The sequence below is a fragment of the Pseudomonas sp. 06C 126 genome, assembly GCF_001855215.1.
Taxonomy (GTDB): domain Bacteria; phylum Pseudomonadota; class Gammaproteobacteria; order Pseudomonadales; family Pseudomonadaceae; genus Aquipseudomonas; species Aquipseudomonas proteolytica.
Genome location: NZ_MIFU01000082.1, coordinates 43,665 through 64,677 on the forward strand (window position 1 = coordinate 43,665; position 21,013 = coordinate 64,677).

21 protein-coding genes are annotated in these 21,013 nt (G+C 61.3%); 17 read left to right on the forward strand and 4 right to left on the reverse strand.

Going from position 1 to position 21,013, the window contains the following annotated elements; all coding sequences use genetic code 11:
* The first annotated feature begins 32 nt into the window (after positions 1-32).
* The 13 genes from iolC (at position 33) to BHC62_RS12920 (ending at position 14,906) form a co-directional block, all read left to right on the forward strand.
* A complete protein-coding gene (gene iolC / locus BHC62_RS12865; protein WP_070995231.1) occupies positions 33-1,970 on the forward strand; it encodes a 5-dehydro-2-deoxygluconokinase in 1,938 nt (645 codons plus the stop codon).
* An 87-nt stretch (positions 1,971-2,057) separates the two neighbouring features.
* The gene (gene iolE / locus BHC62_RS12870) at positions 2,058-2,951 is read left to right on the forward strand and encodes a myo-inosose-2 dehydratase (RefSeq protein ID WP_070995232.1); all 894 of its coding nucleotides are present in this window, start codon (positions 2,058-2,060) and stop codon (positions 2,949-2,951) included.
* Complete coding sequence (gene iolB, locus BHC62_RS12875; RefSeq protein ID WP_070995233.1) at positions 2,948-3,742, forward strand: 5-deoxy-glucuronate isomerase; 795 nt, start codon at positions 2,948-2,950, stop codon at positions 3,740-3,742. The genes iolE and iolB overlap by 4 nt, the downstream gene beginning before the upstream one ends.
* A gap of 33 nt (positions 3,743-3,775) precedes the next feature.
* A complete protein-coding gene (iolD, locus tag BHC62_RS12880; protein WP_070995234.1) occupies positions 3,776-5,707 on the forward strand; it encodes a 3D-(3,5/4)-trihydroxycyclohexane-1,2-dione acylhydrolase (decyclizing) in 1,932 nt (643 codons plus the stop codon).
* A 19-nt stretch (positions 5,708-5,726) separates the two neighbouring features.
* Positions 5,727-6,737: a Gfo/Idh/MocA family protein gene (locus tag BHC62_RS12885; protein ID WP_029293063.1), complete on the forward strand. Its 1,011-nt coding sequence runs from the start codon at positions 5,727-5,729 to the stop codon at positions 6,735-6,737.
* Positions 6,738-6,874: 137 nt separating this feature from the next.
* Entirely contained in the window at positions 6,875-7,966 is a 1,092-nt protein-coding gene (locus BHC62_RS12890; protein WP_083335443.1) for a Gfo/Idh/MocA family oxidoreductase, read from the forward strand.
* 99 nt (positions 7,967-8,065) lie between these two features.
* Positions 8,066-8,239, forward strand: a complete 174-nt coding sequence (locus BHC62_RS28585) for a hypothetical protein (protein ID WP_166647900.1) — start codon at positions 8,066-8,068, stop codon at positions 8,237-8,239.
* 48 nt (positions 8,240-8,287) lie between these two features.
* A complete protein-coding gene (locus BHC62_RS12895; protein WP_029293060.1) occupies positions 8,288-9,223 on the forward strand; it encodes a sugar ABC transporter substrate-binding protein in 936 nt (311 codons plus the stop codon).
* A gap of 62 nt (positions 9,224-9,285) precedes the next feature.
* Positions 9,286-10,824 carry a sugar ABC transporter ATP-binding protein gene (locus BHC62_RS12900; RefSeq protein WP_029293058.1) on the forward strand — a complete coding sequence of 513 codons (1,539 nt, stop codon included), beginning with the start codon at positions 9,286-9,288 and terminating at the stop codon, positions 10,822-10,824.
* A 21-nt stretch (positions 10,825-10,845) separates the two neighbouring features.
* Positions 10,846-11,883, forward strand: coding sequence for an ABC transporter permease (locus tag BHC62_RS12905; protein ID WP_029293056.1), 1,038 nt, complete (start codon positions 10,846-10,848; stop codon positions 11,881-11,883).
* A 438-nt stretch (positions 11,884-12,321) separates the two neighbouring features.
* Complete coding sequence (locus BHC62_RS12910; protein ID WP_010173153.1) at positions 12,322-12,726, forward strand: TraR/DksA C4-type zinc finger protein; 405 nt, start codon at positions 12,322-12,324, stop codon at positions 12,724-12,726.
* A 630-nt stretch (positions 12,727-13,356) separates the two neighbouring features.
* Complete coding sequence (locus BHC62_RS12915) at positions 13,357-14,577, forward strand: methyl-accepting chemotaxis protein (protein ID WP_371128919.1); 1,221 nt, start codon at positions 13,357-13,359, stop codon at positions 14,575-14,577.
* A 125-nt stretch (positions 14,578-14,702) separates the two neighbouring features.
* Positions 14,703-14,906 (forward strand): hypothetical protein, encoded by a 204-nt coding sequence (locus BHC62_RS12920; protein ID WP_029293050.1) that lies wholly within the window; start codon positions 14,703-14,705, stop codon positions 14,904-14,906.
* A gap of 7 nt (positions 14,907-14,913) precedes the next feature.
* Here BHC62_RS12920 and BHC62_RS12925 read toward each other — a convergent pair whose 3' ends face one another.
* On the reverse strand, positions 14,914-15,150 hold the full coding sequence (locus tag BHC62_RS12925; protein WP_029293048.1) for a DUF2789 domain-containing protein: 237 nt from the start codon (positions 15,148-15,150) through the stop codon (positions 14,914-14,916).
* 67 nt (positions 15,151-15,217) lie between these two features.
* Positions 15,218-15,484: a hypothetical protein gene (locus BHC62_RS12930; RefSeq protein ID WP_032866582.1), complete on the reverse strand. Its 267-nt coding sequence runs from the start codon at positions 15,482-15,484 to the stop codon at positions 15,218-15,220.
* Between the two features lie 388 nt (positions 15,485-15,872).
* On the opposite strand from BHC62_RS12930, the gene BHC62_RS12935 reads away from it, so the two are divergent.
* From BHC62_RS12935 to BHC62_RS12945, 3 genes are all read left to right on the forward strand, one after another.
* Entirely contained in the window at positions 15,873-16,322 is a 450-nt protein-coding gene (locus BHC62_RS12935; RefSeq protein WP_029293046.1) for a hypothetical protein, read from the forward strand.
* Positions 16,322-16,519 carry a hypothetical protein gene (locus tag BHC62_RS12940; protein WP_070995235.1) on the forward strand — a complete coding sequence of 66 codons (198 nt, stop codon included), beginning with the start codon at positions 16,322-16,324 and terminating at the stop codon, positions 16,517-16,519. The genes BHC62_RS12935 and BHC62_RS12940 overlap by 1 nt, the downstream gene beginning before the upstream one ends.
* Positions 16,520-16,634: 115 nt before the next feature.
* Complete coding sequence (locus BHC62_RS12945) at positions 16,635-17,651, forward strand: ABC transporter substrate-binding protein (protein WP_070995236.1); 1,017 nt, start codon at positions 16,635-16,637, stop codon at positions 17,649-17,651.
* A 130-nt stretch (positions 17,652-17,781) separates the two neighbouring features.
* Here BHC62_RS12945 and BHC62_RS12950 read toward each other — a convergent pair whose 3' ends face one another.
* Together BHC62_RS12950 and BHC62_RS12955 are read right to left on the reverse strand one after the other, a co-directional pair.
* A complete protein-coding gene (locus tag BHC62_RS12950; RefSeq protein WP_070995237.1) occupies positions 17,782-19,896 on the reverse strand; it encodes a TonB-dependent siderophore receptor in 2,115 nt (704 codons plus the stop codon).
* A 95-nt stretch (positions 19,897-19,991) separates the two neighbouring features.
* Entirely contained in the window at positions 19,992-20,381 is a 390-nt protein-coding gene (locus BHC62_RS12955) for a DUF2946 family protein (RefSeq protein WP_070995238.1), read from the reverse strand.
* A gap of 90 nt (positions 20,382-20,471) precedes the next feature.
* Here BHC62_RS12955 and BHC62_RS12960 point away from each other — a divergent pair, with 90 nt between their 5' ends.
* Entirely contained in the window at positions 20,472-20,909 is a 438-nt protein-coding gene (locus tag BHC62_RS12960; protein WP_070995239.1) for a DUF3995 domain-containing protein, read from the forward strand.
* The last annotated feature ends 104 nt before the right edge of the window (positions 20,910-21,013 follow it).

Below are 21,013 nucleotides of genomic sequence, written 5' to 3' on the forward strand. Positions count from 1 at the left end.
GGCGCGGGCTGATAAAAATAACAGGAGCCAGCATGGGCCAGACTCGTTTTGCCAGTGGGCGTCAATTGGATCTGATTTGTCTTGGGCGCCTGGGCGTCGATCTGTATGCGCAGCAAGTTGGGGCGCGGCTGGAAGATGTCACCAGTTTCGCCAAATACCTGGGGGGTTCTTCCGCCAACATCGCTTTCGGCACTGCACGGTTGGGGCTCAAGTCGGCGATGTTGAGCCGGGTCGGCGACGATCATATGGGGCGCTTCCTAGTGGAGTCGTTGGTGCGTGAGGGCTGTGATGTCAGCGGTATCACCGTCGACCCGCAGCGCCTGACGGCCATGGTCCTGCTGGGCCTCAAGGACCGCGAAACATTCCCCCTGGTGTTCTACCGCGAAAACTGCGCCGACATGGCCCTGTGCGCCGCGGATATCCGCGAACCCTTGATTGCCAGCAGCAAGGCGCTGTTGATCACCGGCACCCATTTTTCTACCGATGGCGTGTACCAGGCCAGCCTCCAGGCCCTGGACTACGCCGAGCGGCACGGCGTCAAGCGCGTGCTGGATATCGACTACCGCCCGGTGCTCTGGGGGCTGGCGGGCAAGGCTGACGGAGAGACGCGTTTTGTTGCCGACCAGAACGTCAGCCAGCACCTGCAAGGCATCCTGCCGCGCTTTGACCTGATTGTCGGCACCGAGGAAGAGTTCCTGATTGCCGGCGCCAGCCAAGACCTGCTCAGCGCCTTGCGCACGGTGCGTCAACTGACGACCGCCACGCTGGTGGTCAAGCTCGGCCCGCAAGGCTGCACGGTGATCCATGGGGCCATCCCGGCGCGCCTGGAGGACGGCGCGATCTACCCCGGTGTGCGGGTCGAAGTGCTTAACGTGCTGGGTGCCGGCGATGCGTTTATGGCGGGCTTTCTCAGCGGCTGGTTGAACGACGCCGATGACGCGCGCTGCTGCCAACTGGCCAATGCCTGCGGTGGGTTGGTGGTGTCACGCCATGCCTGCGCGCCGGCGATGCCGACCCCGGCCGAGCTTGAGTACCTGTTCAGCAGCCCGGTGCCGATCACCCGGCCGGACCAGGACCCGGTGTTGCAGCGCCTGCATCAGGTCAGTGTGCCGCGCAAGGCCTGGAAGCAGCTGTTTGTGTTCGCCTTCGATCATCGCTGGCAACTGCTGGAGCTGGCGCAAAAAGGCGGCCAGGACCCGGCGCGGATCGCTGCGATCAAGCAGCTGTTTATCCAGGCGGTCGAACGCGTGGAGGGCAAGCTGCGCGAGCAGGGCGTCGAGGCCGATGTGGGCATTTTGGCCGACCAGCGTTTTGGCCAGGATGCGCTGAACGCCGCCAGTGGCCGTGGCTGGTGGGTCGCGCGCCCGGCGGAGGTCCAGGGCTCGCGGCCGCTGGCGTTCGAGCACGGCCGTTCGATCGGCAGCAACCTGATCGCCTGGCCCCAGGAGCAAATCATCAAGTGCCTGGTGCAGTTTCACCCCGACGACGAGCCGCTGCTGCGCCTGGAGCAGGAAGCGCAGCTCAAGGCCCTGTATCAAGCGGCGCAAACCAGTGGCCATGAACTGCTGTTGGAAGTGGTGCCACCCAAGGATCATCCCTCGACCTACCCGGATGTGCTCTACCGCAGCCTCAAGCGCTTGTACAACCTGGGCATCTACCCGGCGTGGTGGAAGATCGAGGCGCAGACGGCCGAGCAGTGGCGCAAGCTCGATGAGCTGATCGAGGAGCGCGATCCCTATTGCCGGGGCGTGGTATTGCTGGGCCTCAATGCCCCGGCAGATTCTTTGGCCGAGGGCTTCCAGCAGGCCAGCCAGAGCCGGACCTGCCGTGGGTTTGCCGTGGGCCGGACGATCTTTCAGGAGCCGAGCAGGGCATGGATGGCGGGTGAAATTGACGACGAAACGCTGATCCAGCAGGTGCAGCAGACCTTCGAACAACTGATCCAGGCCTGGCGCAGCGCGAGAACTTAAACACGCTCAACTGTAGGCGCAGGCAAGCCAGCTCCCACAGAAGCAGATTTCAGCAGCCTCAAGGTTAAAACAATAAAAGGTGCAGCCATGCCCGCAATCCGTATTGGCATCAACCCCATCTCCTGGAGCAACGACGACCTGCCGGCCCTGGGCGGCGAGACGCCCTTGAGCACCGCGCTCGGCGAAGGCAAGGCCATTGGCTACGCAGGTTTCGAGCTCAACGGCAAATTCCCCAAGGACGCCAAGGGCGTGGGTGATGTGTTGCGTCCCTACGACCTGGCGCTGGTCTCCGGCTGGTACTCCAGCCGCCTGGCCCGGCGCTCGGTGGCGGAAGAAATCGACGCCATCGCCAGCCATGTGCAACTGCTGCGCGACAATGGCGCCACGGTGCTGGTCTACGGCGAGGTGGCCGACTCGATCCAGGGCGCGCCGATCCGCCTGCTCGAGCGCCCGCGCTTTCACAGCGAACAGGCTTGGCAGGCCTATGCCGACAAGCTCACCGAACTGGCGCGCTTTACCCTGTCCCAGGGCGTGCGCCTGGCCTATCACCACCATATGGGCGCCTATGTCGAATCCCCGGAAGACATCGACACCCTGATGCGCCTCACTGGCCCCGAGGTTGGCCTGCTGTTCGATTCGGGGCACTGCTATATGGGGGGCGGCGAACCGGTGGAGGTGCTGCGCAAGCACCTGGACCGTATCTGCCATGTGCATTTCAAGGACGTGCGCAAACCGGTGGTGCAACTGGCGCGCAACCAGATGTGGAGCTTCCCCGACTGCATCGTCAACGGCACCTTCACCGTGCCCGGCGATGGCGATATCGACTTTGCCGAGTTGCTGGACGTGCTGCTGGGCGCCGGCTACAGCGGCTGGTTGGTGGTGGAGGCCGAGCAGGATCCGGCTGTGGCGCCCAGCTATATCTATGCGAAAAAAGGCTTCGATACCTTGCGCGCGCTGTTGGATGCGAGGGCCGGACAATGAGCCTGTTGGTCAAAAGCACGCCCCGTGGGCAAACCCTGGTCGTGCTGCCGGCCGGCGGCCTGGAGTATGTGGGGTTTAGCGCTTACCGCCTGGGCCTGGGGCAAACGCTGGCGGTCAGTGCCGACGACAAAGAGCTGTGCCTGGTGCTGCTCAGTGGTCGGGTGACGATCGAAGGCGAAGGTTTCAGTTGGCAGAACCTCGGGGATCGCCGGTCGGTGTTCGAGGATAAATCGCCGTTCGCAGCCTACCTGCCGCCAAACACGGTTGCCCAGGTGACGGCCCTGAGCGATGTGCAGATCGCCGTGTGCGCTGCGCCGGGCTCTGCTGCCGCCGGTCTTGCGCCCCGGCTGATCCGCCCCGAGCACTGCAAGCGCAGCGTGCGCGGCAAGGGCGCCAACACCCGCTATGTCTGCGACATCCTGCCCGATAGCGAACCGGCTCATTCGCTGCTGGTGGTGGAGGTGCGCACGCCGTCCGGGCATTCGTCCAGCTACCCGCCGCACAAGCACGATACCGATGACCTGCCGCACCAGAGCTTTCTGGAAGAGACCTATTACCACCAGGTCAACCCGCCCCAGGGCTTTGTGTTCCAGCGGGTGTACACCGACGACCGCAGCATCGACCAGGCCATGGCCGTGGAAAACCACGACCTGGTGGTGGTGCCCAAGGGCTATCACCCGGTCAGCGTGCCGTATGGCTACGAATCGTATTACTTGAACGTGATGGCCGGGCCCAAGCGCGCCTGGCACTTTCACAACGACCCGCAGCACAGTTGGTTGCTGGATCTCTAACGACGCCAAATCCAAAAGACACGGGTGCCAAACATGACCACAACCCGATTGACCATGGCCCAGGCCCTGGTGAAGTTCCTCGATAACCAGTACATCGAAGTCGATGGCGTGCAGAGCAAGTTCGCCGCCGGGGTGTTCACCATTTTTGGCCACGGCAATGTATTGGGCCTGGGCCAGGCCCTGGAGCAAGACAGTGGCGACCTGGTGGTGCATCAGGGCCGCAACGAGCAGGGCATGGCCCATGCCGCGATTGGTTTTGCCAAGCAGCACCTGCGGCGCAAGATCTACGCCTGTACGGCGTCGGTCGGCCCCGGCGCGGCGAATATGCTCACCGCTGCCGCGACCGCCACGGCCAATCGCATCCCGCTGTTGCTGCTGCCGGGCGATGTGTATGCCTGTCGCCAGCCGGACCCGGTGTTGCAGCAGATCGAACAATTCCATGACCTGAGTATCAGCACCAACGACGCGTTTCGCGCCGTGAGCAAATACTGGGACCGCATCAACCGCCCCGAGCAGTTGATGAGTGCGGCGATCCACGCCATGCGCGTGTTGACCGACCCGGCCGAAACCGGCGCCGTGACCCTGGCCTTGCCCCAGGACGTGCAGGCCGAGGCGTGGGATTACCCCGATTACTTCCTGCAAAAACGTGTGCACCGCCTGGACCGCCGCCCGGCCACCGACGCGATGCTGCAAGATGCCGCCGCGCTGCTCAAGTCCAAGCGCAAGCCGCTGATTATCTGCGGTGGCGGGGTCAAGTACTCCGGCGCGAATGCCGCGCTGCAAGCGTTTGCCGAGCGCTTTCAGATCCCCTTTGCCGAGACCCAGGCCGGCAAGAGCGCCATCGTCTCCAGCCACCCCTTGAATGTCGGCGGCATCGGTGAAACCGGGTGTTTGGCCGCCAACCTGCTGGCCCGGGACGCCGACCTGATCATCGGCATTGGTACGCGCTACAGCGATTTCACCACCTCCTCAAAATCGCTGTTCCAACACCCCGAGGTGCAGTTTCTCAACCTCAATATCAGCCCCGGCGATGTGCTGAAACTCGACGGGGTCCAGGTGTTGGCAGATGCCAGGGTCGGGCTGCTGGCACTGGCCGACGCGCTGGGCGATTACACCGCGCAATGGGGCGAGCAGCTACACCTGGCCCGTGCGCAAGGGGATGCCGAGGTAGATCGGGTCTATCAGGCGCGCTACACCGACGCCGACTTCACCCCCGAGATCCATGACCACATGGACCCGGCGGTGCTGCGCGAGTTTATCGAGCTGACCGGCTCCTGCCTGACCCAGAGCCAGGTACTGGGCGTACTCAACCAGACCCTGGCCGACGACGCGGTGATTGTCGCCGCCGCCGGCAGCCTGCCGGGGGATTTGCAGCGCAGTTGGCGCAGCAAAGGGGTCAATACCTATCACGTGGAGTACGGCTATTCGTGCATGGGCTACGAGATCAATGCGGCCCTGGGCGTGAAGCTGGCGGAGCCTGCGCGCGAGGTCTACGCCCTGGTCGGCGATGGCTCCTACATGATGCTGCATTCGGAGCTGGCGACCTCGATCCAGGAGCGGCGCAAGATCAACGTGGTGCTGCTGGACAACATGGCCTTCGGGTGCATCAACAACCTGCAGATGGGCAATGGCATGGACAGCTTCGGCACCGAGTTCCGCTTCCGCAACCCTGATAGCGGCAAGCTCGATGGCGGCCTGGTGCCGGTGGATTTCGCCATGAGCGCAGCGGCCTATGGCTGCAAGACCTACAAGGTCACAACCCTTGCGCAACTGCACGCCGCGTTGGCCGATGCGCGCGGGCAAAGCGTGTCGACGCTGATCGACATTAAGGTTTTGCCCAAGACCATGATCCACGGCTATCTGTCGTGGTGGCGGGTCGGTGTGGCCCAGGTGTCCACCAGCGAGCGCACCAACGCCTGCGCCAAACAACTCAATAAACGCCTGGCCAAGGCCCGGCAGTACTGACAATAAGAGGAGTGTTGCCATGTCTTTGAAGCTGGGTGTGATCGGTACGGGCGCGATCGGCCGGGACCATATCCGCCGTTGCAGCCAGACCTTGCTCAACAGCCAGGTGGTGGCGGTCACCGATATCAACCTTGAACAGGCGGCCCAGGTGGTGGCGGACCTGCAACTCAATGCCGAGGTGTACGCCGATGGTCATGCGCTGATCCAGTCGGCGCAGGTCGAGGCGGTGTTGGTCACCTCCTGGGGGCCGAGCCACGAGGAGTTTGTGCTGGCGGCGATTGCCGCGGGCAAACCGGTGTTCTGCGAAAAGCCCCTGGCGGTCACGGCTCGGGGCTGCCGCAACATCGTCGAGGCCGAGGTAGCCCATGGCAAGCGCCTGGTCCAGGTCGGTTTCATGCGCCCGTACGACCAGGGTTATCAAGCCCTCAAGGCGGTCATCGACAGCGGCCAGATCGGTGAGCCGCTGATGCTGCACTGCGCCCACCGCAACCCGACGGTGGGCGAGAACTACAACACCGGCATGGCCATTACCGACACCTTGATCCACGAACTGGACGTGCTGCGCTGGTTGCTGGCCGATGACTATGTGTCGGTGCAGGTGGTGTTCCCGCGTAAAACCAGCAAGGCCCTGAGCCATTTGCGCGACCCGCAGATCGTGCTGCTGGAAACCGCCAGGGGCACGCGGATCGATGTGGAAGTGTTCGTGAACTGCCAGTACGGCTACGACATCCAGTGTGAAGTGGTGGGGGAGACCGGGATTGCCAAATTGCCGGAGCCGTCCCAGGTGCAATTGCGCAGCGGTGCCAAGCTGTCGAATGCGATTTTGATGGATTGGAAAGACCGCTTTATCGCAGCCTATGACGTCGAGCTGCAGGCCTTTATCGATGGCGTGCGTGCCGGCCAGGTGGGTGGGCCATCGGCCTGGGACGGGTTTGCCGCGGCGGTGGCGGCGGATGCGTGTATCGAGGCCCAGGGCAGCGGGCAGATCGTCAAGGTCAGCTTGCCGGACCGCCCGGCGTTCTACGGCTAGCGCGGTCAATGCAGGAGCTGGCTTGCCGGCGATGGCGGTGGATCAGTCAAGTATTTCTAACCTGATCCACCGCTATCGCAGGCAAGCCAGCTCCTACATTTTGATTGGGTTTGCAGATCACGAAGAGGAGTTGGTTCATGCGCATCGGACTGGTTGGGTACGGCCACGGTGGCCGTTTTTTTCATGCCCCGCTGATTGCCACATTGCCCGGGGCGACGTTTGTTGGCGTGGTGACACGCTCCCCCGAGCGGCGCCAGCAACTGGCGACGGAGCATCCCGGATTGCCCGCCTTCGACAGCATTGGGCAGATCGTCGAGGCCGGGGTGGATGTGCTGGTGATTTCCACCACCCTCAAGGGCCGCCCGGCGCTGGTGCTGGAGGCTATCGAATACGGTGTGGCGGTGGTCAGCGACAAACCTTTTGCCAGCAATGCCGAGCAGGCCCAGGCACTGATCACCGCCGCCGAGCGCGAAGGGGTGAAGCTCAGCGTCTACCAGAACCGGCGCTGGGACTCCGATTACCTTACCTTGCGCAAGCTGATCGACGCTGGCGCCCTGGGCACCATCACCCGCTTTGAGTCCCGTGTGGAGCGCTACACCCCACACGCGCTGGGCAATGCCAGTGGCGGCGGGTTCCTGCGGGACCTGGGCAGCCATCTGGTGGACCAGGCCTTGCAACTGTTCGGCCCGGTGGAGCGGGTGTTTGCGCAATTGCAGTACAGCGCCGAACACCCCACGCTCGATCATGGCTTCTTCGTCTGCCTGACCCACGTCAACGGGGTGATATCCCACCTGTGGGGCAGCGCCCTGCAAAACTGCCCGGCCCCGCGCTTGCGGGTCAATGGCACGGCGGGTTGCTATACCGTCGAAGGCCTGGACGGCCAGGAGGAGGCGCTGTTGGCCGGCAAGAATCCAAAGACCGAGGGCGAACACTGGGGCGCCGAAGAACACCGACGCTGGGGCTGGTTTGAACAGGGCGCGGAACGCGAGCGTATCCCTTCGGAAAAGGGCGCCTGGAACCAGTTCTATCGCCAGTTGCAAAGCGCCGTCCAAGGCCAGGGCGAGTTACCGGTGCAGGCCAGGGATGCCTGGGAAACCACCCATGTACTGGATGCCGCCAGGCTCAGTGCCGAGCGCCGGCAAGTGGTGGAGATGGCGACGCTGGAAGGCCGAGAGTGGAAATGGAATAAAATTCTAAAATCAGTTGATATGGAAATTATTTTCCAATAAAGTCATTTCCAGGTTGCCGAAAGTCCCTCTCGACCTTCCTTTATAAAGAAGGCGCGGGGACTCAACAAAAACAAGATCAAAACAACCAGGTACCGTCAGATGAAAATCTTCAACGCTGTACTGCGCGTGTTACGTACTGCCTTCCCGCCCCGCACACGACCCTTCTATTTTTCTTTTCTCAATGTCCTTTGCGTCGAAAGCAAGGGCGCCCTGGTGTGCTGCATTCCAGGTGCGCCGGTGGTACGGCTGCCTGCCGCAAACTCATCGCTCTGATAGACGCTACTTCCAGAAAACCAACAAGAAAGTGGAGACAGACCGTTCATGAAGACCCAGATCCGTTTCGCCTCGCTGGCCTTGTCGATGATGCTCGCCAGTGGCGTGGCCGCGGCCGCCGATATCAAGATTGGCGTCAGCATGTCGCAGTTCGACGACACCTTTCTCACTTACCTGCGTGAAGATATGGACAAGCAGGCCAAGTCCTACCCCAAGGGCGATGGTGTGCAATTGCAGTTCGAAGATGCCCGCGCCGACGTGGTCAAGCAACTGAGCCAGGTCGAGAACTTTATCAGCCAGAAAGTCGATGCCATGGTGGTCAACCCGGTGGACACGGCCTCTACCGCGCGCATCACCAAAGCCGCCGTGGCAGCCGGTATCCCGCTGGTGTACGTCAACCGCCGCCCGGACCAGACCGACCTGCCCAAAGGGGTGGTGACGGTGACGTCCAATGACGTCGAGGCCGGCAAGCTGCAAATGCAGTACCTGGCCGAGAAGATGGGCGGCAAAGGCAAAATCGTGATTCTGCTGGGCGACCTGGCCAATAACTCGACGACCAACCGTACCAAGGGCGTCAAGGAGATCCTGGGTAAGTATCCGGATATCAAGATTGAGCAGGAGCAGACCGGGATCTGGCTGCGGGACAAGGGCATGACCCTGGTGAACGATTGGCTGACCCAGGGCCGTGAGTTCAATGCGGTGGTCGCCAACAACGACGAAATGGCGATTGGCGCGGCCATGGCGTTGAAAACCGCCGGCGTCAAACCGGGCAGCGTATTGATTGGTGGGGTTGATGGCACGCCCGACGGGTTGAATGCGATTACCAAGGGTGAGATGGCGCTCTCGGTGTTCCAGGATGCCAAGGGGCAGGCGGTCGGTTCGGTGGAGGCGGCAGTGAAAATGGCCAGGGGCGAGGCGGTCGAGCCAAACGTCGTGGTGCCTTTCCAACTGATCACCCCGGACAATGTCGCGTCATTCAAATAGCGTTCAATCACAACAATAAGCCAGCAGGGTGGTCACGATCGCCCTGCCGATGGAGCCCCGATATGCTCGCTCAAGCGACTGCTTTGCAGCCCACAGGCCTGGAACAACCCTACCTGCTGGAAATCGCCCATATCAGCAAAGGCTTTCCCGGCGTCGTGGCCCTGGACGATGTGCAACTGCGGGTGCGCCCCGGCTCGGTCCTGGCGCTGATGGGGGAGAACGGCGCCGGCAAGTCGACGCTGATGAAAATCATCGCCGGCATTTACCAGCCAGACGCCGGCGAAATCCGCCTGCGGGGCAAGCCGGTGGTGTTTGAGACGCCCCTGGCCGCCTTGCAGTCGGGTATCGCGATGATCCACCAGGAACTCAACCTGATGCCCCATATGAGCATCGCCGAGAACATCTGGATCGGCCGCGAGCAGCTCAATGGCCTGCGCCTGGTCAACCACCGGGCCATGCACCGCTGCACGGCCGAGTTGCTGGCGCGGCTGCGGATCAACCTCGACCCCGAGGAGCTGGTCGGCAACCTGAGCATTGCCGAGCGGCAGATGGTGGAGATTGCCAAGGCGGTGTCCTACGACTCCGACATCCTGATCATGGATGAGCCGACGTCGGCGATTACCGACAAGGAAGTGGCCCATCTGTTTTCGATCATTGCCGACCTCAAGGCCCAGGGCAAAGGCATCATCTACATCACCCATAAAATGAATGAAGTGTTTGCGATCGCCGATGAAGTGGCGGTGTTTCGCGACGGCGCCTATATCGGCCTGCAACGGGCCGACAGCATGGACAGCGACAGCTTGATCTCGATGATGGTCGGGCGTGAATTGAGCCAGCTGTTCCCGGTGCGCGACACACCCATTGGCGAGTTGCTGCTGTCGGTGCGCGACCTGCGTCTGGATGGGGTGTTCCAGGGCGTGTCCTTCGACCTGCATGCCGGTGAAATCCTCGGCATTGCCGGGCTCATGGGGTCGGGCCGTACCAATGTGGCGGAAACGATCTTCGGCATTACCCCAAGCGACGGCGGCGAAATCCGCCTCGACGGCCAGGTGCTGCGCATCAGCGACCCGCACATGGCTATCAAGCAGGGCTTTGCGCTGTTGACCGAGGATCGCAAGCTCACCGGCCTGTTCCCGTGTCTGTCAGTCCTGGAAAACATGGAAATGGCGGTGCTGCCCCATTACTCGGGCAATGGCTTCATCCAGCAAAAAGCCTTGCGGGCCTTGTGCGAAGAAATGTGCAAGAAGCTGCGGGTAAAAACCCCCTCCCTTGAGCAGTGCATCGACACCCTGTCTGGCGGCAATCAGCAAAAGGCCCTGTTGGCGCGCTGGCTGATGACCAAGCCACGGCTGTTGATCCTCGATGAACCGACCCGTGGCATCGACGTCGGCGCCAAGGCGGAGATCTATCGCTTGATCGCCTTCCTGGCCAGCGAGGGCATGGCGGTGATCATGATTTCTTCGGAGCTGCCGGAAGTGCTGGGCATGAGCGACCGGGTGATGGTGATGCACGAAGGCGATTTGATGGGCACCCTGGACCGGGCCGAGGCCACCCAGGAAAAAGTCATGCAGTTGGCTTCCGGTATGACGGCAGTCCACTAACCAATAAAAAGGTGACGGGTAATGAACGCAATACTGGAAAGCAAACCCGAGGAAAAGAAGCCCGCCACGGCACCGGTAAAGAGTCGGCGGCGGTTTCCGACCGAGTTGAGCATTTTCCTGGTGCTGATCGGTATCGGCCTGGTGTTTGAAGTGTTTGGCTGGATCGTGCGGGACCAGAGCTTTTTGATGAACTCCCAGCGCCTGGTGCTGATGATCCTGCAGGTGTCGATTATCGGCTTGCTGGCGATTGGCGTGACCCAGGTGATCATAACCACGGGGATCGACCTGTCCTCGGGCTCGGTGCTGGCGCTGTCGGCGATGATTGCCGCGAGCCTGGCGCAAACTTCGGACTTTTCCCGCGCGGTGTTTCCATCGCTGACGGACTTGCCGGTGTGGATCCCGGTGGTGGCCGGGCTGGGCGTGGGCCTGCTGGCGGGGGCGATCAACGGCAGCATCATCGCCATTACCGGGATCCCGCCGTTTATCGCGACCCTTGGCATGATGGTGTCGGCCCGCGGCCTGGCGCGCTATTACACCGAGGGCCAGCCGGTGAGCATGCTGTCGGACTCCTACACGGCCATCGGCCATGGCGCGATGCCGGTGATCATTTTCCTGGTAGTGGCGGTGATCTTCCACATTGCCCTGCGCTACACCAAGTACGGCAAGTACACCTACGCCATCGGCGGCAATATGCAGGCGGCGCGTACCTCGGGAATCAACGTCAAGCGGCATTTGATCATCGTCTACAGCATCGCCGGGCTGCTGGCGGGGCTGGCCGGTGTGGTGGCCTCGGCCCGTGCGGCGACCGGGCAGGCCGGGATGGGCATGTCTTATGAGCTGGACGCGATTGCCGCTGCGGTGATCGGCGGTACCAGCCTGGCGGGCGGGGTAGGGCGCATCACCGGTACCGTGATTGGCGCGCTGATCCTCGGGGTGATGGCCAGCGGGTTTACCTTCGTGGGGGTGGATGCCTACATCCAGGACATCATCAAGGGCCTGATCATCGTGGTGGCAGTGGTGATCGACCAGTACCGCAACAAGCGCAAGCTCAAGCGCTGAGCGGGTCCTGAACCTATAAAAGCTCAAAATCCGGGCTTGGCTTGTGTGGGAGCGGGCTTGCCCACGATAGCGGTGGGCCAGTTGATAAACAGTTGACTGACCCACCGCCATCGCGGGCAAGCCCGCTCCTACATTTGTCCACCGGTAGCCGTTCGCTAACCGTTTGTCTTCTATATAGCTCCACAACACTGAATTTCTTGCTATAAACGCACTCCGATAACCGCCTGCCGAGCCCGTCCTGGTGCCTTTTGGGGGAATGTCGGACAAATTGCCTGTCATTTCAGTTGCTGCGCCCTCAAGTCAGCCGTAGACTGCCGCCCCTCGTAAATTGAGTGCCGGGTGGCGCTTGGAATGGACGGCGTCTTTCCCCGATCTGCAGAGGTTGGCCGGAACGCTCCCTTATTCGCCTTAATGCACGTATTTTTTATAGAGAAATCAATGACAAAGGAAAAGTTGCTGGCCATGCCGGCGGATGACTACATGAATGCCGAGCAGCACGCTTTTTTCGAGCAGTTGTTGCAAGACATGAAAGTCGAGCACCACGAGCGCATTGAGCAGAACCGCATCGCCATTGAAAGCCTGGATACCCCGGCTGACCCGGCTGATGCAGCTTCGGTAGAAGAAGAGCGCACCTGGTTGGTCAATGCCATCGACCGTGACCAGCGCATGCTGCCGCAACTTGAGCAGGCCCTGGGCCGTATCAAGGAAGATTCCTTTGGCTGGTGTGACGACAGCGGCGAGCCTATCGGCCTCAAGCGCCTGCTGATCAGCCCGACCACCAAATACTGCATCGAAGCGCAAGAGCGCCACGAGCAAATCGACAAGCATCAGCGCCAAGCCTGATCTGTCCGCCCCTGTAGGAGCGAGCCTGCTCGCGAAAGTCGTCAACGATTACACGTGTATTCTGGATAAACGTGTTGTCCCTGAGTTCTTCGCGAGCAAGCTCGCTCCTACATCAGGTGAGCGTCAGCAACCTCATCCCCCAGTCTATTGATCTGCTGCAAGCCCTAACACCAAAGGCCCATAGATAATGGCTAATTAGTGGCGTTTAATGCAGAGACAATAATGACAAGCAGTGGGGTGACAAGCATGGCCGGGGATGGATCTCTGATGGGCGCCGTCGTGGCGCCGCACGCGGTGAGCCGCCAACTGCCTGGCTGGGTAACACCGCTCCTGCAAAGCATCGCCCTGGTGCTGGTCCTGTTGGGCCTGGCGTTTGTCGACCTGTCGATCTACCTCTGCGTACCCGTCGCTCTGCTGCTGGTCTGGCTGCCGCGCCTGAAAAAACCGCCGCGCAGCCTCGCACCTGATGTGGCCGAGGATGCCATGGGCGCGTTGACTCGCGATCTGTCCTACACCACCAGCCATAATGCGTTGTCAGCCGCTGGCGTGGCCTATTCGGTCAAGCAACTGGCGGCCCGGGTGCAATCGCAATTGGGCGCCGCCCAGCAAATTGTCAGCAGTGCCGAAGTGATGATTGGCACTGAGCAGCTGACATCCCAACTCAGTCGTGAAGCCCTCGGCGCGGCGGGCCAGGCCCATCAGCGCAGCACCGAGGGGCGCGCGGTGCTGGGGGAGTCCATCAGCCGCATGCATCAACTCAGCCAGCGCGCCAGTGATAGCCGGCAATTGATCGAGGCCCTGAGCCAGCGCAGCGAAGAGATCCAGCGCGTGACCCTGGTGATTCAGTCCATTGCTAGCCAGACCAACCTGTTGGCCTTGAATGCCGCCATTGAAGCCGCCCGTGCCGGCGAGCATGGGCGCGGGTTCGCCGTGGTGGCCGATGAAGTGCGTGGGCTGGCGGGTCGTACGGCGACCGCCACCGATGAAGTGGGGGTGATGGTGGCTGATATCCAGCAGCGTACCGCGCAGGTGGTAGAGCAAATCCGCCAACTGTCCGTGGATCTGCAGGCTGGTGTCGAGCAGGTGGAACACGCCGGCGAGCAACTGGAGAGCATTGCCACCTTGGCGGCGGGCGTGGAAGGCCAGGTCAACGCCATTGCCCAGGGCACGGAGACCAATCGGGTGCAACTCGACAGCCTGTTCCACGCGGTGGAGCAGATGCGTAGCGACTTGACCGTCAGCGACCAGCAAACCCAGCAGTTGGCCGAGGCCGCGGTGCAAATGGAAGGGCAGGCCGAAACGATCAGCGAGCGTCTGGCCGAAGTCGGGCTGGACGACTATCACCAACGAATCTACGACCTGGCCCGCGAAGGCGCGAGCCGCATCGGCGCGCAGTTCGAGGCGGATGTCCAACAGAACCGCATCAGCCTCGATGACTTGTTCAATCGCAGCTACACCCCGATTGCCAACAGCCACCCAACCAAATACCACAGCCGTTTCGACGGCTACACCGACCAGGTGTTGCCGGCTATCCAGGAAGCCTTGCTGCCCCGTCACGAAGGTTTGGTGTTCGCCATTGCCTGCACACCACAGGGCTATGTGCCGACGCACAACAAGGCGTTTTCCCAGGCGCTGACCGGCGATGCCGCGGTGGACGCCGTGAACAATCGCACCAAGCGCAAATTTGAAGACCGCACCGGGATTCGCTGCGGCAGTCACCAGCAGGCGGTGCTGTTGCAAACCTATACCCGCGATACTGGGGAGCTGATGCACGATCTGTCGGTGCCGATCATGGTCAATGGCCGACATTGGGGTGGCTTGCGCCTGGGCTACAAACCCGAAGGGCGCTAGGCCCAGGCACCGATTGTTGCGCGTTATGCAAGGAAGCTTTTACGCCGATAGCTTTTTCCAGCGAAAGGAACCGCTTAAGATGCTGCACATTGTTAGCTAGCTAACTAATCCTGCGGAGAACTTCCATGCAAAGCAAAGTCGATGTGGCGGTGATGATCGGCAGTGGTGTGCCACAGACCCTGCGTGCGCTGGGCCTGAGGGCGTGCTGGGTGGTGTTGCTCAATGGTGAACAGCGCGGCACGGCCTTCGCCAGCCGCGACGAAGCCCAGGAATGCCGTGCCGCCTGGCAGGCACTGCTGGACCTGGAGCAATCCGACCGCCTGCATTGAGTGGCGGTTAAACGTTTTGGTGCAGGCGCTGGTTGAGTTCATCCACGGCAATCGCCCAGTCCGCATCTTCGCGTAGTTCTTCCTTGAGGAACTGCGCCTGTTGCGGGCTCCAGAAGGGGGCGTCGATCAGCTTCACATCTTCTGCCAGGGGATGCTGATCGATAAAACGATCGATTGCCGCCGGCGAGGCTTCCAGCCCCAATTGTTCGAACAGGTCGTGCAGGGTATGGGTGGGCGCGTCCATTTCATTCTCCAAAAGAGTGAGTCTCTACGGGTATGGGAGGCGCACCAGCGCGCATAGTTCGATTTGTTCAAGCCGCGCCTTGATGGGGCGTCTTGCCCAGAAGCGCTTCCAACTCCTTGGCCAAGGCACAGGCCTTGTTGTGATCGCTGCGAAAGCCTTTGATCCTGCCGCTGGGCACTTCCAGGATATGGAAAAAATTCCTCCCGGCCGGGATGACCCGGTACAGTGCAAAACCTGCGCACACGCCATGGGCGTACACGCTGTAGAATAGCGCGCTATCCTTGCAGGGCAGGGTGCCGGAAGTCTGTGTCGGTTGGCGTTGAACTCGTTGCATGGCCAGCTCCTGTCGATCTGTTGACCTGCTTGCAGCATTTCGGGTGGTTTTAAGCCGTGTTGCTGTTCTAATATTGTTGTTGGCAGCCCACGTTCGGTTCCATCCAACGTTTTTCCGTTGTTTTTGGCTGTCGGAAACCACTCTTTCAAATGGGGTATTCTCTGAAGTGGGGCGTCCAGTGTTCTCTGGCCGATAAACCTGTGATTTGCTGCACTGCCTGACGACTTGTACAAGGACTGTCAGGCCAGGCTGTACGAGTCTGGCGGGAATCAACTTCAGTATGTTTTTTCAATGTGTCGTGCCGTATCGGCCTTTTTTGTGCTGCCTGCCTGGCGGGCAGCGCTTTTTTTGATGTGGGGGCGTTTCCTTGGCAGTCAGTAATCTGGATATGCACGCATTGTTCGTGCTGGGTGATTTGCGCGCGAAGTTGGTTAAACAGTTTCAGTCGCGGTTTGTTTACATCACTGAACAAACCCCTGAAGGCATTTACATTGCCGAAATCGATACCGAAACAGCGCTAGTGGTAGATGACAAACCCCGTTTGGAACTCAAGGTCGGCGATCATTTTCGCGCGGCGGTACTGCCCAGTCGTGAAGGTGGCAAGTTCGAACTGAAGTTTCGCGACATCAAGTTGACGGTCTATGGCCTGGGGGACTACGCGTTTGTTTCCACGGCGCAGGGCGAGGGCATTGTGTTCAAGGAAGGCCACAGCGTGATGCTGGTGTTCGCGGCCAATGAACAATTGCAGGAAGGCCTGAGCAAAACCCTCAAGGCCGTGACCGGCAAGGCCGCCAAGTGGCGCAAGGGTGAGCTGGTGAGCTTCAAGGCCAGCGAATAATGAGTGAAGGCCGGGCCCTGTTTCACCAGCAACACCAAGCGCAGGCCCAAGCCAAGGCCGCCGAACTGCTTGCCTGCAAAGATGATCTGCAGGGCGCCTGGTTGAGCTGGGTCGCCAGTCAACTCTATGCACTGCGGCCCGCCGAGTACGCCAGCATGGTGCGCCGGGAGCTGCAGCGTTTGCACCAACAGCCCTGAATACCTGCAACCCTTTGAACCTCTACTACAGTTCTGTGGACTTAATTGTTCAGGGCTTTGGCGGCGTGACAGCAAAGCCATCCGCCATGGCTGTGTAAACGCGAGGTTCAAAGGCATGAAAGCAATTCGAGCGCTGTTGGCAGCGTCCCTTACCACCCTGGGCCTGTCGATGGCGGCCGCACCGGTAACGGCTGCCCAGGCGCCCATTCACTTTGCCGACCTGAATTGGGAAAGTGGCAGCCTGATCACTGAAGTTCTGCGGTTTATCGTCGAAAAGGGCTATGACCTGCCCACCGATACGCTGCCTGGCACCACCATCACCCTGGAAACCGCCCTGGCCAAAAATGATATCCAGGTGATCGGCGAGGAATGGGCGGGACGCAGCCCGGTTTGGGTCAAGGCGGAGTCTGAAGGCAAGGTGGTCGGCCTGGGCGATATCGTCAAGGGCGCGACCGAAGGCTGGTGGGTGCCTGAATACGTGATCAAGGGCGACCCGGCCAAGGGCATCGCTGCGTCGGCGCCTGAGCTGCGCAGCGTGACCGACCTGGTGCGCTACAAAGACGTGTTCAAGGACCCGGAAGCCCCGGGCAAGGGGCGCTTTCTCAACAGCCCCATCGGCTGGACCTCGGAAGTGGTCAATAAGCAGAAGCTCAAGGCTTACGGCCTGGACGAGAGCTACGTCAACTTTCGCAGTGGTTCTGGCGCGGCGCTGGACGCGGAGATCGCCTCGTCGATCCGCCGTGACAAGCCGATCCTGTTCTATTACTGGTCGCCGACGCCACTGATGGGGCGCTACAAGCTGATCCAGCTGGAGGAGCCACCGTTCGACGCCGAGGCCTGGAAGACCCTGACCGATGCCGACAACCCCAACCCCAAGCCAACGCGCTCGTTGGCGTCCAAGCTGAGCATTGGCGTGTCTACGCCGTTCCAGCAGCAGTATCCGCAGATTGCGCAATTCTTTGAGAAGGTCGATTTCCCGATTGAACCGCTCAACCAGGCCCTGGCGAAAATGAGCGAAAAACACACCCCACCCCGTGAAGTGGCGCAGGCGTTTCTCAAGGAACATCCGCAGGTATGGAAGGCCTGGCTGACAGAGGACGTGGCCGCCAAGGTCGAAGCCAGCCTCAAATAACCTTTGATATGAAGGTCCAAATGTGGGAGCGGGCTTGCCCGCGATTGCGGCGGGTCAGTTAGTTAGATGCCTACTGACACACCGCTATCGCGGGCAAGCCCGCTCCCACAGGTTTAACTGCATTCCAGCCTTAGAACCTGGTCTGCACCGCCAACTCGAAGGTGCGCGGCGATCCCAGGTAATACGCTGGCGACACATGGGCAAACTGCGCATACACCTCATTGGTCAGGTTGCGCACCCGGCCTGTCACCGAGGTGTGTTGATCGACCTTGTAGGTCAGGAACGTGCCGAACAGGGTGTATGTCGGCACGGTCAGGGTGTTGGCATTGTCGGCGTACACCTGCGCCACGTACCGCGCGTCCACGCCACCTTGCCAGGCCGGGGTGATGTCATAGGTCAGCCACAGGTTGCCCACTCGCTTCGGCACGTTGGTCGGGGTATTGCCCTTGCGCGACACCACCGCACCGCTGGCGATTTTCTCGTTGAAGTCATCGTATTGCGCGTCGACCCAGGCGAAGTTGCCCTCAGCCAACAGCTTGGGAGTGATGCGCAACGAACTGGCCAACTCGATGCCCTTGGACGACTGCGCGCCCACCGCAAGGCTGCGGGTAGGGTCTTGTGGGTCGGTCACCGCAAAGTCCTTGCGTTCGATATGGTAGGCGGCAACGGTGGCTGAGCCGCGCCCGTCCAGGTAATCGAACTTGCTGCCCACTTCCCATTGCTTGCCAGTGGAGACATCAAACACCTGGGTGGTGCTGGTGGGCTGTTCGGCAGCGGTGCTGTATTGCACATAAACATTGGCCGAAGGGATGAATTGGTAGGTCAGGCCCACGCGCCCGGTGACCGGCTCCCAACGGCGTTTGACGTTAGGCTGATTGTCGCGATGGCTGGTCACGTCCAGGTCGATGGCGTCATAACGCAGGCCGGTCAGCAGCGACAGCTGGTCGGTCAGGCCCAGGCGGTTTTCGACGAACAGCGCCTTGGTCGTCACTTCGGTGGTCTTGTCCTTGATAAAGCCTGGTTTGGTGCCAGGAAGGTCGTAGAAATGCCCAGGACCGTAGTGGTTCGGGTCTACTGCGTTCTTGCCGGGCACATTCAGCGGGCTGGCGGTGGTGCTGTTGACCTTGTATTCGAAACCGCCCGACCAGGTGGTGGCCAGGCCGAACACGCTACTGTCATGGCGCAGCTCGAACTGGTTGCCGTTCTGCTCGCCCTGATGGCGCACCTGATAGGCCGTCGAACGGTTCACCACGCTGTTGTCGGGGCTGTACTGGTAGGTCTCCAGGTTGCGGTAGTCGCGCTGGCTGTCGAGGTGATAGAGGGTGTTGCGCAGGGTGGTGCTGTCGTTGATCCGGTATTCGATGATCGAGCGGGCCCAGATCGTGCGTTGCTCGTAGCGACCATCGGCGACGTTGTAGTTGTTGAAACGGTTGTGCTTGTCGATCTTCAGCTCGCCGGCCTTGGGGTTGAGCACCGGGGTTCCCCAGTAGGGGCTGTCCTCGTGTTCATCCTGATACTCCAGGGCCAAGGTGTGGGACAGGTTGGGCGTCAAGTCACTGAGCAAGGAGAAGGCCACGCTCCAGGCATCGCGTTGCTGGCGGTCGATATGCGTGTGGTTGGTGTTGCGGCTGACGTCCAGGCGCGCGTAGTGCTGCACCTCGGCGCCGGGGTCGGTCAGGGCGTGGTTCAGGCCCAGGGCGATGCCGGTGGTGTCGTAGCTGCCGTAGTTGAGCTGGCCTTCGACGGCCTGTTCTTCGCGGGTGGCAAGCTTGGTCACGTAGTTCAGCGAGCCGCCCACGGAGCCGGCGCCGTTGATCAGCGAGGAAGGGCCGCCCACCAGTTCGACGCGGTCATAAATCCATGCATCCACGGGGCGTGCCAGGCCACCGGCGACGTTGATGCCATTGAACATCTGGGTGATCTGGCTGCTGGTAAATCCCCGATAGGAGATAAACCCGCCGAACCCCGGCGGCGCACTGGCGTTGACCCCGGGCAAGGTGTTGGCCGCATCCTGGAAGGTCTTGGCGCCACGGCGCTCGATATCGTCGCGGTCGGCGATGCTGATCGAGGCCGGGGTTTCCCGCACGCTCAGGCCCAGGCGCGAGGCCATGCCGCTGGATTGGTCCAGGGCCAGGCCCGGCTCGTTGGCGGCGGCGCCGTCAATGGTGGTGGGCGCCAACTCAAGGGCCCAGGCGCAAAAAGGCAGGCAGCCGAACAGGCCCGCCAATAGTGGTAAATGTTTCATCGATAAATCCTGAAAAGCATGGCTTGCAAGCAGCGCACAGCCTTGCGCGCTTCCCTGGGGAAACAGCAACGTGTGCGGATCAAAAAGCGCAGGGATCAGGCGTAGGCGGGTGGGGCGCGCGGATTAGCCGCAGGCCAGGTAAAACGGGCGGGAATGTCTGCGGTGAGCACCACCGCCGGTGGTGGTGCGTGGGGTTGAGGCAGCACCGCAACGTTAAGGCTGGAGTTGAGCGCCGGGCCCATGCCGCCGGTCGAACACAGCGGGCAACCGAAGGCCTTGGACAGTGTGGGCAGGGACTCATCGCCCGTGTTTACGGGGGCTGGCGCCTGGGTGCGAGGGTCTACGGTACAGAACTGGCCGCCAATGCCGTTGAGCTGCATGCCGACCATTTGCCCATGACCAATACTGCAGGCGAACACGTTGAACAGGACGCAGCCATAGAGCATCCAGGCAATCAACGAGCGGTCGGCACGGGCGAGTTTCATGGGGCGGCACTTTATCACCAGACGACTAAATGCCTGCAAAAAATCTGAAAAGGACTATCCTCTTTCGGACTTTTTAAGGGGTATCCAGCCATGAGCTTTGTTATTGCGAGGTGGGTCGTCGGGGTATTTGCATTTATCAGCATGGTCCATGTGTACTGGGCCGCGGGTGGCAAGCTAGGCAGTACGGCGGCGATCCCGCAACTGCCCGGCGAGTTCGCCAGCGGGCCACGCCCGGCGTTCAAACCGTCGGCGTTGGGCACCTTTCTGGTGGCCGTGGGGCTGGTGCTGATAGCGCTGTTGGTTTGCCTGCGGGCCGGGCTGTTTTTCCAGCCGGTGGGGCATCAGGCTTTGCAGTGGGGGATCAGCGCGATTGCCCTGATCATGTTTGCACGGGCAATTGGTGATTCTGAGCTGGTGGGCTTTTTCAAGAAGGTCGGTGGGTCGCGGTTTGCCCGGCTGGATACGTTTTTCTACTCGCCGCTGTGCCTGGTGTTGGGGACGGGGCTATTGGTCGTCGCCTGGACCTGACTGACACAGCACCGTCCAAAATGTGGGAGCTGGCTTGCCTGCGATAGCAGACTGTCAGCTGACACATCAGTGACTGATCTACCGCTATCGCAGGCAAGCCAGCT